General features: G+C 39.7%; 12 protein-coding genes. 11 read left to right on the top strand and 1 reads right to left on the bottom strand.

The window, feature by feature from the left end; all coding sequences use genetic code 11:
- Positions 1–108: 108 nt before the first annotated feature.
- The 7 genes from BST86_RS02705 to BST86_RS02675 all read left to right on the top strand — a co-directional run bounded on the left by BST86_RS02705 (position 109) and on the right by BST86_RS02675 (position 8433).
- On the top strand, positions 109–921 hold the full coding sequence (locus tag BST86_RS02705) for an SUMF1/EgtB/PvdO family nonheme iron enzyme (RefSeq protein ID WP_105981910.1): 813 nt from the start codon (positions 109–111) through the stop codon (positions 919–921).
- Between the two features lie 84 nt (positions 922–1005).
- Complete coding sequence (locus tag BST86_RS02700; protein ID WP_242446445.1) at positions 1006–1539, top strand: DUF421 domain-containing protein; 534 nt, start codon at positions 1006–1008, stop codon at positions 1537–1539.
- Positions 1540–2508, top strand: coding sequence for a calcium/sodium antiporter (locus tag BST86_RS02695; protein WP_105981909.1), 969 nt, complete (start codon positions 1540–1542; stop codon positions 2506–2508).
- Positions 2509–2621: 113 nt separating this feature from the next.
- Positions 2622–4808 (top strand): glutamine synthetase III family protein, encoded by a 2187-nt coding sequence (locus BST86_RS02690; RefSeq protein WP_105981908.1) that lies wholly within the window; start codon positions 2622–2624, stop codon positions 4806–4808.
- 282 nt (positions 4809–5090) lie between these two features.
- Positions 5091–6272, top strand: a complete 1182-nt coding sequence (locus tag BST86_RS02685) for an AIR synthase related protein (RefSeq protein ID WP_105981907.1) — start codon at positions 5091–5093, stop codon at positions 6270–6272.
- A 76-nt stretch (positions 6273–6348) separates the two neighbouring features.
- Positions 6349–7923, top strand: a complete 1575-nt coding sequence (locus BST86_RS02680) for a DUF8202 domain-containing protein (protein WP_105981906.1) — start codon at positions 6349–6351, stop codon at positions 7921–7923.
- A gap of 33 nt (positions 7924–7956) precedes the next feature.
- Entirely contained in the window at positions 7957–8433 is a 477-nt protein-coding gene (locus BST86_RS02675; RefSeq protein ID WP_105981905.1) for a hypothetical protein, read from the top strand.
- A gap of 26 nt (positions 8434–8459) precedes the next feature.
- Here BST86_RS02675 and BST86_RS02670 read toward each other — a convergent pair whose 3' ends face one another.
- A complete protein-coding gene (locus BST86_RS02670; RefSeq protein ID WP_105981904.1) occupies positions 8460–8951 on the bottom strand; it encodes a peptide-methionine (S)-S-oxide reductase in 492 nt (163 codons plus the stop codon).
- A gap of 63 nt (positions 8952–9014) precedes the next feature.
- Between BST86_RS02670 and prfA the strand changes: the two genes are divergently transcribed.
- The 4 genes from prfA to BST86_RS02650 all read left to right on the top strand — a co-directional run bounded on the left by prfA (position 9015) and on the right by BST86_RS02650 (position 13116).
- A complete protein-coding gene (prfA, locus tag BST86_RS02665) occupies positions 9015–10091 on the top strand; it encodes a peptide chain release factor 1 (protein WP_105981903.1) in 1077 nt (358 codons plus the stop codon).
- Positions 10075–10683 (top strand): hypothetical protein, encoded by a 609-nt coding sequence (locus BST86_RS02660; protein ID WP_146126697.1) that lies wholly within the window; start codon positions 10075–10077, stop codon positions 10681–10683. The genes prfA and BST86_RS02660 overlap by 17 nt, the downstream gene beginning before the upstream one ends.
- Positions 10684–11505: an orotidine-5'-phosphate decarboxylase gene (pyrF, locus tag BST86_RS02655; RefSeq protein ID WP_105981901.1), complete on the top strand. Its 822-nt coding sequence runs from the start codon at positions 10684–10686 to the stop codon at positions 11503–11505. It begins immediately after the preceding gene.
- 132 nt (positions 11506–11637) lie between these two features.
- Positions 11638–13116, top strand: coding sequence for a hypothetical protein (locus tag BST86_RS02650; protein WP_105981900.1), 1479 nt, complete (start codon positions 11638–11640; stop codon positions 13114–13116).
- Positions 13117–13189: the final 73 nt, after the last annotated feature.

Here is a 13189-nt window from a genome sequence, read left to right as displayed (position 1 = left end):
TACGGGCTTAAATTTGAAGTAAAAATACAAGTCTCTATGGGTTTGTGGTCCACGGTTTATGCTATTTTTGATCAGAACTTATTAACGAACCGCTCAAACCTACTTTAAATGAAATTTTTCCAGAGCCGTATTTTCTTGTTGATAATTTTCTGTTTTGTGCTTCTATCCTGCAACACCCCAAAGAAGTCGCTCACACCAGAAGCACTTGAAGTGAACGCCATAGACGTGCCACCAGGAACACTTAAAGTAAATGACACCTTGTACGTGGATCGAGTTCCAGTGACTAATTTGATGTACAACGAGTTCTTGGATAACCTTGAGAATTACTGGAGCATGAAAAAGCATGAGCGCATGCAATTCTATCCACGTTATGATCTATCTCAAGATACCGTGTTCCAACCATGGACTGGTAACACCAGGTTGTACATGGAAGCCACTTATGAGAATCCCAAGGAACTTGTCAATAAACAACTCAAACTAGGTGAATACAGTAAAAACCCTAGATATGCCTACCATCCAGTGATAGGAATATCAAAATTTCAAGCAGAGTTATTCTGCCTATGGAGATCTGATCTATCCAATGCGGTGTATGCCATACGCAGCAAGTCAGAAAAGAAACGAGCCAAGTTTCCTTATAAGGTGAACTATCGCCTGCCCAAACAGGAAGAAATGCTCCAGATTGAAAATGAGCTAAGTAGTCGCGATAGGATACGTTACTATCAAGACGATATGTTCTCTGCCATGGCCAGTACGCTCACCTTTAAGGAACTGCAGGAAAATGGCAACTTGATGATTCTGGAACTCAAGGAAATCGCTCAAGACGGCACCTATTTGCCCTTGTTTAATCAGCCGCTTCAATATTACGATCGCGCCGAGTTGAAAACAGGTTTCCGTTGTGTTTGTGAAGTGGAAAAGAAGTAGTATTTTCCTCACAACTCAAAGGGTTAAAATGTTTTCGCTTTCGCGAAAGCGAACTCCTTTCACACCATCTAAATAACCAAAATCATGGACATCAATTGGAAACTATATACGGATAAGATTGAGTTCATGCCCGAGGTAATCGTGGGCACCGTATTTCTCTATATCTTATTGATCGTCTATACGAGACTGTTTGGCCTGAAGAGTTTCAGTAAAATGACTGGCTTTGACTTTCTCAATACGGTGGCCATAGGTAACTTGCTTGCGATGAGCGCTGCCACGAGTTCTCCATCATTATTTGTGGGCGCTCTATTAATAGGTATGCTGTACCTAATGAATTATCTGGTTACCTATGTCATGTTCAAAAGTAAAACAGCAAGATCGATGATCGATAATACACCTATCCTACTCATGAAGGATGGTGAAATCATTGAGGAAAACCTGCAAAAAACCAAAGTCACCAAAAATGAACTCAGAGGTAAGTTGCGCGAGGCCAATGTAATCAGGTTGAGCGAGGTGCGCGCCGTAGTGCTGGAAACCACTGGCGATGTGAGCGTCCTGCACACAAGTGGTGAAGAGCGCATGGAGGATTTTATCATGGAGGATGTTGAAGGTTATTAGATGAGTATTCTTTATATCATTCTGGGTTTTGTGTTGCTGGTGGCTGGTGGTGAGTTTTTGGTACGCTCATCAGTTGGGCTATCCCTCAAACTGAACCTGTCTAGAATGATCATTGGGCTTACTGTGGTTTCCTTTGCGACGAGTGCGCCAGAACTTATTGTGAGCGTTCAAGGTGCCCTCAATGGACTTTCGGCACTTGCGGTTGGGAATGTAATAGGTTCCAACATTGCCAATATTGGTATCGTTTTAGGCGCCACTGCGGTTGTGGCACCACTGGCCATGGAAAAGGAGTTCTTTAGATTCAACTGGTTGTGGATGGTGGTTTTTAGCCTTATTTGCTATGCGGTTTTATGGTCGGGAAACAACATCACCCGGCTGGAAGGTTTTTTTCTCATAGCTTTATTGGTACTTTTCTTAGTGTTGCTCATTCGCCGTGCTCGTAAACAACCAGCTGCCGTAGATATTGACCTGGACATGGATCTAGACGAAAGCACTCAAAAAAACAAATGGTGGAAAATCATTCTCTATTTATTATTAGGTGGTGCCGCACTATGGCTAGGATCTGAATGGCTGGTAAAAGGTGCTGTCGAGATTGCCACGGCACTAGCTATTCCTGAAGGTGTGATAGCAGTTTCCATGATCGCTGTGGGAACCTCGGTTCCAGAACTGGCAGCTTCTCTTATTGCCGCCATTAAAAAGGAAAAAGCGATCTCTCTAGGTAATCTGGTGGGAAGCAACATTTTTAATATAGGTTCTGTATTGGGAATAACCGCTGTGATCCAACCTATAGAAATTGATGGTCAAAACCTTTCACTTCTTACGAATGATATTTTATGGATGATAGGATTTGCTGTCGTACTGTTACCTCTTGCCTTTTTACCTAGACGATTTGTGATTTCTAGATTTAAGGGAATTGGATTATTGGCAATTTACGGGCTATTTATTTACTATATCTTCAACTCCCTATAGTTTTTAGGGCACCTGCACGGTATTTTTTGAGCTATTAACGTTAAACCCCATTTTTTTTAGGGGTGTTTTTCTTATTTTAATATTTTTACACCACTAATTCAATTAAACCCAATATGTCCACACTTAGATTTCAAGCAATCAAAGAGACGTTGAATCGTCAACCAATTCCAGTGACGGAACCAGAACGCCGCAGTAGTATTTTCGGTAAGCATGTGTTTAACAAATCTGCCATGCGTCACCATTTGACGAAGCAAGCTTACAAAAGCGTTATGTCTGCCATGGAAACGGGCACCAAAATAGATCGTGAAATTGCAGACCATATCTCTACAGGTATGAAAGATTGGGCAATTCAAAATGGAGCAACACATTACACGCACTGGTTCCAACCACTAACTGGATCAACAGCAGAAAAGCATGATGCCTTTTTTGAGCTGGAAATGAGTGGTGAAGTAATGGAGAAATTTGATGGAGGCCAGTTGGTACAACAGGAGCCAGATGCATCTTCTTTCCCTAATGGCGGAATTAGAAATACTTTTGAGGCACGTGGTTACACAGCATGGGATCCTACGTCTCCTGCATTTATCATGGGTACTACATTGTGTATCCCAACTGTATTTGTTGCTTATACTGGTGAAGCGCTGGATTTCAAAACTCCTTTACTTAGATCACTTCAAAGCATCGATCAAGCAGCGACAGCCGTTTGTAAATATTTTGACAAAAATGTTTCTAAAGTAGTGGCTACACTAGGATGGGAACAAGAATACTTTCTTATTGATAGTGCATTAGCATCATCTAGACCAGATCTTGATTTATCAGGTCGTACGTTGTTGGGTCACGCTTCCGCGAAAGGACAACAGCTGGACGATCATTACTTTGGTTCTATTCCTGCGCGTGTATTGAATTTCATGCGTGATATGGAAACCGAATGTATGCTACTAGGTATACCGGTAAAGACCAGACACAATGAGGTGGCACCTAACCAGTTTGAGTTAGCCCCTATTTTTGAAGAAGCTAACCTAGCAGTAGACCATAACAGTTTATTGATGGATGTGATGCGCAAGACCGCAGCAAGACACCACTTTAAAGTACTGTTTCACGAGAAGCCTTTTGCAGGAATCAACGGTAGCGGTAAGCACAATAACTGGTCACTTTCCACCAATACTGGAGTAAACCTATTGGGTCCTGGTAGTACACCTATGAAGAACCTTCAATTCTTGACGTTCTTTATCAATACCATCAAAGCCGTTCACGATCATGAAGAATTAATACGTGCATCAATCGCGAGTGCGTCTAACGATCACCGCCTGGGAGCAAATGAGGCACCGCCAGCAATTATTTCTGTGTTTATAGGTTCTCAGCTAACAGAAGTTTTAGACCAATTAGAAAAAGTCACTGATGGTAAACTAACGCCAGAAGAAAAAACAGATCTTAAACTCAATGTGGTAGGTAAGATTCCAGAAGTAATTCTTGATAATACTGACCGTAACCGTACTTCACCGTTTGCCTTTACCGGTAACAAATTTGAGTTGCGTGCAGTAGGTTCTATTGCCAACTGTGCTAACCCAATGACGGTTCTTAATGCCATCGTTGCTAAACAATTGATCGAATTCAAAAAAGAGGTAGATGCATTGATTAAAGACAAGAAGCTTAAGAAAGATGAAGCTATCTTCAATGTACTGAGAGAATACATCAAGAAGTCCAAGAAAATTAGATTTGAAGGTGATGGTTATGGTGAAGCTTGGGCAAAAGAAGCTGCTAAAAGAGGCTTGAGCAATAATAAAACGACTCCTACTGCCTTAAAGGCTAAAATCTCTAAGAAATCCATAGCGCTATTTGAAGAACTCAATATCATGAGTAAAATAGAGTCAGAAGCACGTTATGAGATCGAGATTGAAGAATATGCCATGCGCATACAAATTGAAGGACGTCTTTTAGGTGATATTGCACGCAATCATGTGATTCCTACCGCCATTAGATATCAAAACACGTTGATTGAAAACGTACGTGGTTTGAAAGAAATCTATGGGAAGGACTTCAAAAAGATTGCTCACGAGCAAATGGAGATCATTGAAGAGATTTCAGATCATATCGCCAAGATCAATAAAGGTATTACCGATATGACCGAAGCTCGCAAGAAAGCGAATAATGCAAAAGATGCGGTAGAAACAGCACATCTTTATTGTGATGAAGTGAAGCCATTCTTTGAAGAAATTCGTTACCACTGTGATAAGCTGGAAATATTAGTCGACGATGAACTATGGCCATTGACCAAATATCGAGAACTATTATTCACTAGATAATTAGATCATAAAAATCCTCAACATCACGTTGGGGATTTTTTTTGATTTACTAGTGACTAAAAGGCTTAATTACTCTGTGCCTTAGAAAACGCTAGATATCTAAACAGTCATAATTAAAGTCCTAAATACGTTGTCCATAGCATTCTAGCAAGTCAAGCATCTTCTAGACGTAAAGACTAACTCCTATGGTTTCAAAGAAGTTGCTTCAACTCATTTCCTTGCTTCATTAGATTCCTTCATCTTCACAAGAAAATCTAGGATCTTAAATAGTATTTTTGCCTTATGAGCAATGAGATTTCCAAAAGATACGCGCAGCGCGGCGTTAGTGCAGGTAAAGAAGATGTACATAATGCGATTAAAAATGTAGATAAAGGCTTGTTCCCACAAGCTTTTTGCAAGATTGTTCCAGATTATTTGACCGGCTCAAACGACCACTGTCTGATCATGCATGCAGATGGCGCAGGTACCAAGTCTAGCCTTGCTTACACTTATTGGAAAGAAACAGGCGACATCTCTGTATGGAAAGGAATTGCACAAGATGCACTCATTATGAATATTGATGACCTGCTTTGTGTAGGTGCCACAGACAATATCTTATTGTCCAGCACCATAGGACGTAATAAAAACCTCATTCCTGGCGAGGTCATCAGCGCCATTATCAATGGTACGGAAGAACTTATTGCAGACCTAAAAAAACATGGCGTAGAAATCATCTCTACCGGTGGTGAAACAGCAGATGTAGGCGATTTGGTTCGTACAATCATTGTAGATTCCACGGTTACTGCTCGAATGAAGCGCAGCGATGTCGTGGACAATGCAAACATTCAGGCTGGAGATGTTATCGTTGGTTTGGCTAGCTATGGACAAGCCATCTACGAATCCTCCTATAATGGCGGTATGGGAAGTAATGGACTTACCAGTGCAAGACACGATGTATTCGATAAGTCCATGGCCTCTAAATATCCTGAAAGTTTTGACGCAGCCGTTCCAGACGATTTGGTTTATTCTGGATCAAAACATCTAACCGATTCCATTGAGAACAGTCCTATTGATGCAGGTAAATTAGTGCTCTCTCCTACTCGCACCTATGCGCCTATCATCAAGAAAATATTGAGCAGTGTTTCAAGAGAGCATCTACATGGTATGGTACATTGTAGTGGTGGCGCTCAGACTAAAATTCTACATTTCATAAAGGACTTACACATTATCAAGGATCAGCTTTTTGATTTACCACCTTTGTTTAAGATGATTCAGGAAGAGTCTGGAACTGACTGGAAGGAAATGTATCAGGTATTCAACATGGGACATCGTATGGAGCTTTACGTGAATGAGTCGATCGCACAAGACATCATATCCATCTCAGAGTCCTTTAATGTACCAGCTCAAATCATTGGACGTGTAGAAGCTGCCGATTCTAAGAAATTGACGATTAAAAGTGAGTTTGGAACGTTTGAATATGATTAAAGCATTTAAATCGGTTAATATCAATTTAATTTTCGACATATTCATTTATTAGAAAATTTTCAAATTCTATGATTTTATGAAAATTAATTTAAAAAGCCTTTCACTATCATTATTGTGTTTCTTGGGATTGTTAACCACCGCTCAATCCCCCGCAGGCATTAATAATTCACTGACACTTTGGTTAAAAGCAGATGCTGGTATTAATTGCGCAACAAATGATTGTAGTATTACTTTATGGTCCAATCAACAAGGCAATACAGCTTGGAATGCCATTGGGACTGGAGCAGCTGTTTTGAAAAATACACAACCTGAATTTGTTAATTTCAATCCTACAGTATCATTTAGTGGCTCTGACAAACCTTTTGCAGCTTCAAATATTAGTAGAATAAATGGAACAGCTTCAACAATTTTTGTAGTTGGAAAAGTAAATGGTATTAATGATGAAGCCTTTTTTGAATTTAGAAGTGGAAATAATAGACAATTTTTTATAGATAGAAGATATGCATCAAATACCACGTTTACGCCACCACTTACTACAAATTTGAACAATATTTTTACGATTATAGATCCTGGCGCTAACAACAATTATCAACTATTAGAAAACTCAAGATTAACAAACACTAACAAACCTAAAAACTTCCCTACAAGTTGGACAACTGGCAGATATACCATTGGAGACGATGATACTGGTGGTAATAAACTGACTGGAGAAATATCAGAGATATTATATTATGATTTTGCATTGACTGATGTCGAACTGTTAAAAATTCACTCCTACCTTGCCATCAAATACGGGATTTCCCTCAATAATGGTTTAGGAAGAGATTATGTCGCTAGTGATTGGAACGGTAGTACAGGTACTCGTTTTTGGAATGCTGCTACAAACACAGGCTACAATAATGATGTATTTGGGATAGGCATCGATAATGCCTCTGCTCTAAACCAGCGCGTATCTCGTTCTGAAAATACGAGTGATATTTTAAGTTTATCTCTGGACAACAATTTTGTTAGTAGTAATCAAAGTTCCACTAGAACAACAAATCATGCTACAAACCTCAATTTTTTAATGGCAGGAAACAACGGCGGTAATTATTCCGTTTCCGGGAATATATTGATGAGTTTAAGCTCTGGAATGAATAGGATAAATAGGATATGGCGCATACAGGATAGCGGTAGCGTAGGTTGCGTTTACTATAACTTTAATACAGCAGGTGCTACCTTTACCACTAATGCCTCCCAAGAATGGTATGTTGTTGTAGCTGATGATTCAGGATTCACTACAAATGTAAATTACAAAAAAGTAAATGTTGGTGGTAGTACGGTCGTTCGACTAGATCTCAATGATAATACATCTAACAATTACGTGACACTTGCGAGATTGGATAGAAATAACATTGCAGACGCTTTCACGGGTGGCGCTGTTGGGATTAATACAACCACTCCAGCTGATAATACGTATCTGGATATCAATGGTGGTAATCAAGGATTAGTGGTGACTCGCTTAGATCAAACAGCAATAGCAAATTTGACTGCGATAGAAGGAATGTTTGTTTATAACACAACTATTAATAGATTTCAAGTTTATAATGGAACCAACTGGCGTGACTTAGGTCAATCATCAGCTATTACAGACTCAAAATTTTGTGATTAGATATAACGATTATATTTGCAGTTTTAAATGAGTATGAAAAAGATTTTATCGATCTTATTATTTGCACTTGGCTTCTACACCAGTGCTCAGGTTTTGATTGATAAAACGGCACCCACCAATTCATCAGTCGTATTAGAGTTCGGGACAGAAATAAGAGGTATTTTATTGAGACCTGTATCGCTGCCTTCCACTCCTAGCGCTGGAACAATTTTGTTTGATGATGATTCTGGAAGCTTTAGATATTACGATACCAGTTGGAGCCCAGTAAACGCTGGTGGTTTGATGAATACAGTGACAGATTTTGAAACTACTGGTGCCGTAATAATCGATGGAATAACGTCTGATGCTAATGGCATTTTTATTCTTGAAAATAAAACAGGAGCATTAGTCCTTCCAAAATTAGAAAGTGGTGCCTTAAATATCAAAAATCCGGTTGCTGGTCTGCTTTATTATGATACTGACTTAAAAGCAGTCATGGTTTACAATGGCAATGAATGGATTTCATATTAATAATTTGAAATTGAACATAGGTGCAATTACTTTGGATAATTGTGTTGTTCAAAATTCCTTACAATTTCCAACTTTGGTTCAATGTATTTCACACAAAACGGTGCATCGGGTCGTGTACGGTAATAGTCCTGTATAGATTCCCTCGATGCCTTAAAGTCTGCAAATGGTAGGATTTGCGTGATGTAATTTTTATTTCGCTTTCGCGAAAGCGAACTCATTACCATCTTCACCTGTTCCATTTGAGCGTCATTCATCACATAAACCGCACTGCGATATTCTGATCGTCGCTGGTGTGCTACTGTCGAGGCATGCGTGGCCAGATGCACATCAAGGATTTTTTCAAGAGTTATCATGGCTGGGTCAATATCCAGCAGGATCGCCTCACTCCAGCTATCGATGGGTGACTCGCTTTTAATGTAGCCTTGTCTCACATTGGAAACTCCATTCAATTGCTGGAAAACAGCCTCTGTACACCAGTGGCAGCCGCCGCCTAGACCTAGGGTTTGTGTGGTTTTCATTTTGAGGTTGTGGTTCGCAATTCAGTGCAATTTCCGTATTTTCGCAGGACTTGAGAAAAGAAGATGCTAGATAAATTAAACATAGTAAAAAATAGATTTGACGAGGTGAATGACCTGATCATTCAGCCAGATATTATTTCTGACCAGAAACGATACGTCTCGTTAACTAAGGAATATAAAGACCTTAAGGACTTGATGGATAAGCGTGAAGAATACATCACACTTACCTCAAACCTTGAAGAAGCACAAGAGATCCTGGCAGACGGCAGCGATCCCGATATGGTAGAAATGGCACAGATGCAGCTGGATGAAGCCAAAGAAGCCATTCCAAAACTGGAAGAAGAGATACGCATGATGATGATCCCCAAGGATCCTGAAGATGTTAAAAATGCCGTAATGGAAATACGTGCGGGAACTGGTGGCGATGAAGCCAGTATTTTTGCAGGTGACCTCTTCAGAATGTATGAAAAATACTGTTCCAGCAAAGGTTGGAGCACCAACGTAGTCGATACCAGTTATGGAACCAGTGGCGGCTACAAAGAAATTATTTTTGAGGTGAATGGTGATGATGTATACGGCACTCTCAAGTTTGAGGCTGGCGTACACCGCGTACAACGTGTCCCACAAACTGAAACACAAGGTCGTGTGCATACCAGTGCCGCCACGGTGATGGTACTACCAGAAGCAGAGGAGTTTGATGTACAGTTGGACATGAGTGAGGTGCGTATCGAGCGCACTACCTCAACAGGTCCTGGTGGACAATCGGTAAATACGACCTATTCTGCCATCAAGCTGCACCACGAACCTACCGGTATGATCGTGAGTTGCCAGGATGAGAAGTCCTCACACAAAAACCTTGAAAAAGCATTGAAAGTACTACGCTCTCGATTGTATGAGATCGAGCTGGCCAAAAAAATGGAAGCCGACAGTGCCAAGCGTAAAAGCATGGTAAGCTCTGGTGACCGTAGTGCCAAAATCAGAACCTACAACTATCCGCAAGGTCGTGTGACAGATCATAGGATCAACCTGACTTTGTATGATCTGGATAACATCATCAATGGTGATGTTCAAAAGATTATTGATGAGCTACAATTGGTCGACAATACCGAAAAGATGCAAATGAATGAGGATGGTATCTAGAAATAGAAAGCCATATTTTTTAAAAGCACTTTTATTAGCTTTTGTTTCTTGCGCATCCATAAGTTGTGGTGTCAAACAAGTGGTTGTTCCTTCAAATAAGATTGTAGGCAACCCAGCAGATAATTTGAGGTACGATTATGCTGGCACCTTTAATCAAGAAGATCTACAATTTCTAAAAGATACGTTTAGATGGACTCAAGATGTTCTGGTAATCAATTATAATTTATCTGACGATAACTGCACCATTCCCTACAACAAACCTACAGATCCCAAAACCAGATACGACCGTGCGCGTAATTATTGGGATTCTTTTTATTCAGACATTGATCTAATGGGTGCCAAAGTAGTTCACGTAGAAGCCAGTGAGCGCTACGCTAAGGCCTTTGGATCTTATTCCAATGGCTACTATTGGGACGAAAAAGGATTTTTATTGGATCACTTCTTCAACAATGCCCGTGAGTGTGAAAATGTACTGGTAGTCAATAAAGAAGGTAAGTTTTATCAGGAAAATAGGTCCTACAGTCAACAGCAAGTAGCCTTTTATATCGCGAAACTGAAAAGTCAATTACCAGAAGATCTTTTACAAAACTAGATGACTACAACTCAACTCTCAGAGCAAATCAGATTAAAAAAATCGTTCCTATGCGTAGGTCTTGATGTGGATTTGGAGAAGATTCCGTCGCACTTGATGCAGGAAGAAGATGCTTTGTTCGCTTTCGCGAAAGCGATTATCGACGCCACTCATGACCTGTGCGTGGCCTACAAGCCCAACACGGCCTTTTTTGAGGCCTACGGAGTCAAAGGCTGGAAATCATTGGAAAAAACGATCAATTATCTGAACGAGAATTATCCCAATCATTTCACCATTGCAGATGCCAAGCGCGGTGATATAGGCAATACCAGCTCGCGATATGCCAAGGCTTTTTTTGAAGACCTCAACTTTAACAGCGTGACAATCGCACCTTATATGGGCAAGGACAGTGTGGAGCCGTTTCTTGAGTTTGAGGGCAAGTTTGCGATACTATTGGCATTGACATCCAACGCTGGTGCGTTTGATTTTCAAACCTTAACCACAGATGGCCAACCGCTCTATCAACAGGTTTTAAAAACCGCGTCACAATACAAAAACGCTAACCGACTCATGTACGTGGTAGGTGCAACCAAAGCGGAATACCTTACAGAAATAAGACAAATCGTTCCAGATTCATTTTTACTCGTTCCTGGTGTAGGTGCGCAAGGTGGCAACTTAAAAGAAGTTTTGGAGCATGGTGCAAACGACCAAGTAGGATTGCTGGTCAATTCTTCTCGTGGGATTATTTATGCTTCAAACGGCAAAGACTTTGCTAGTGCGGCGAGAGCTAAGGCAATGGAAATGCAGCAGCAAATGAATCATTTGTTAAATCTTATTTTTTAAATGTCACTATTGCTATTTTTTTTTTTAATAAAGTGACGTTTAAACTTGTTTTTAAACGTTTTTTTAGTTAAACATCGATCACGGCGATTTTTTAGTCTTTCATTTGTTGCACACTTTAAAACAAAACACAAAATGAAAAAACACAGTACCTTTATGAGCTACGCGTTCGTAGTTTGTAGTTTCTTAGCGATTACTTCTTGTAATACTGAGGACGATTCCTTTGAGGAAGAAATCGCGTTAGATTTAGATGACGATCAAAAACTTCTTCAAGAAACAGCCATCTTGTTTGGTAAAATTCTTTCACAACCTCAAAACAGCTCATTTTTGAGAGAAGCTATGGAAAGTTCAAGTGAGGATGGGGATATGATTAGTATTGGGCGTCTTTTGAATCAAGATACAGGTCTGATGAAAACGGAGCTGGAGAATTCAAAGTCCTACGTGGTTTCTAAAACTGCTAATCCAATAATAGAAGCCTTTAAAAATGAACTTGCAAGTAATTTAGAAATTTATCCAGCATTGAGACAAAAATTCGAATCGAATAACGGCGATGTTCTGGCTAAATCTTCTATTCAACCAAATGAGTCTTTTGAATATCAATTAGCTTCTCAAAACCTTATGCTTTTTTATCCTTATGACCCTGAATACGCTAATGATGATCGCAGTGTCAATGAGTTTATGATCTCTTATGCAACTTTAGATGATAGTCCAAGAAACGAAATCATGGAGTTTGATAATGGTACTCAAACTAGAGTTATTGCGGATCAAGACAATGATTTTTTAGATAGAAATCAGGTTTATGTTATCGTACCTATAGATGATTGTGATATTCCTGGAAGAATATGCACAAGCACCCTGCTAGAGGCCAACATTTATGATAACGGTTTACCAGGCGTTGATATCAATCCAAACGGACGATTAGACATTTTCGCCTCAACCGATGGTCTACCTACTCCAATAAATTCTCCTAAAATACCATTAGTAAACAATTATAATCATGCTGATTTCCATGAAGCAGACATCACTTACTTTAATATTCCGAGGATAAAAGTCAATGGTACTGGATGGATGGGATTTGGTGGTACTCATCAAAAATTAAAGTTCTTCAGAGGTACTGCCGATGGGGCTAGTGTAACGGTAAATTCTAATGGTTCAATCACAGCTGCTGGGAATAAATATCCAATTAAAGATGTTAGAATAAAAAGAAAAGATGTTAGAAATAAGAAATGGATAAACATAAATTCTTCTTTTGACAATGATTGGGACATGAGAGAAAATGCACAGGCAATTTCTGTCTTTTCAATCCATCACATAAGTGCTGAGGCAAGTACTGAATTAACTGCTAAAGCTGGTTACAAGTTAGAAAACGGTGTGCCTAAACCTTTTGCTGAAGCAAGTGGGACTGTAAAGATCACACTAAAGGTTGGTGATGCTAAATGGAGATCTAATCAAGAGCTATCACGAAAATATGTCTTTGCAAATATGGTTGGAAATGGAAAAGCTCCTGTTTCAGGAAAGGATCCGGTTGTTGATAATGGTGTAAAATACCATGTAAAGCAAGTTGGGATAGTTGACTTTTACTTTAAAGGTTGGTATCAAGATCTTACTCCATAATGTTTCAAAAGACAAAGATTAGTAATAATGGCAGCCTGCTCGCAGGCTGCTATTTATCATTGGGAATTTGCAT

This window comes from Nonlabens agnitus (assembly GCF_002994045.1).
Classification (GTDB): domain Bacteria; phylum Bacteroidota; class Bacteroidia; order Flavobacteriales; family Flavobacteriaceae; genus Nonlabens; species Nonlabens agnitus.
Note: the sequence above shows the minus strand (reverse complement) of the source record. Positions and strands in the feature narration are given on the sequence as shown.

Excerpts from the sequence above, each read along its gene's own strand:
- BST86_RS02695 (WP_105981909.1), top strand. The coding sequence starts at position 1,540 with ATGAGTATTCTTTATATCATTCTGGGTTTTGTGTTGCTGGTGGCTGGT.
- BST86_RS02660 (WP_146126697.1), top strand. The coding sequence starts at position 10,075 with ATGAGGATGGTATCTAGAAATAGAAAGCCATATTTTTTAAAAGCACTT.
- BST86_RS02705 (WP_105981910.1), top strand. The coding sequence starts at position 109 with ATGAAATTTTTCCAGAGCCGTATTTTCTTGTTGATAATTTTCTGTTTT.
- BST86_RS02700 (WP_242446445.1), top strand. The coding sequence starts at position 1,006 with ATGGACATCAATTGGAAACTATATACGGATAAGATTGAGTTCATGCCC.
- prfA (WP_105981903.1), top strand. The coding sequence starts at position 9,015 with ATGCTAGATAAATTAAACATAGTAAAAAATAGATTTGACGAGGTGAAT.
- BST86_RS02675 (WP_105981905.1), top strand. The coding sequence starts at position 7,957 with ATGAAAAAGATTTTATCGATCTTATTATTTGCACTTGGCTTCTACACC.
- BST86_RS02670 (WP_105981904.1), bottom strand. The coding sequence starts at position 8,951 with ATGAAAACCACACAAACCCTAGGTCTAGGCGGCGGCTGCCACTGGTGT.
- BST86_RS02680 (WP_105981906.1), top strand. The coding sequence starts at position 6,349 with ATGAAAATTAATTTAAAAAGCCTTTCACTATCATTATTGTGTTTCTTG.
- BST86_RS02685 (WP_105981907.1), top strand. The coding sequence starts at position 5,091 with ATGAGCAATGAGATTTCCAAAAGATACGCGCAGCGCGGCGTTAGTGCA.
- BST86_RS02650 (WP_105981900.1), top strand. The coding sequence starts at position 11,638 with ATGAAAAAACACAGTACCTTTATGAGCTACGCGTTCGTAGTTTGTAGT.
- pyrF (WP_105981901.1), top strand. The coding sequence starts at position 10,684 with ATGACTACAACTCAACTCTCAGAGCAAATCAGATTAAAAAAATCGTTC.
- BST86_RS02690 (WP_105981908.1), top strand. The coding sequence starts at position 2,622 with ATGTCCACACTTAGATTTCAAGCAATCAAAGAGACGTTGAATCGTCAA.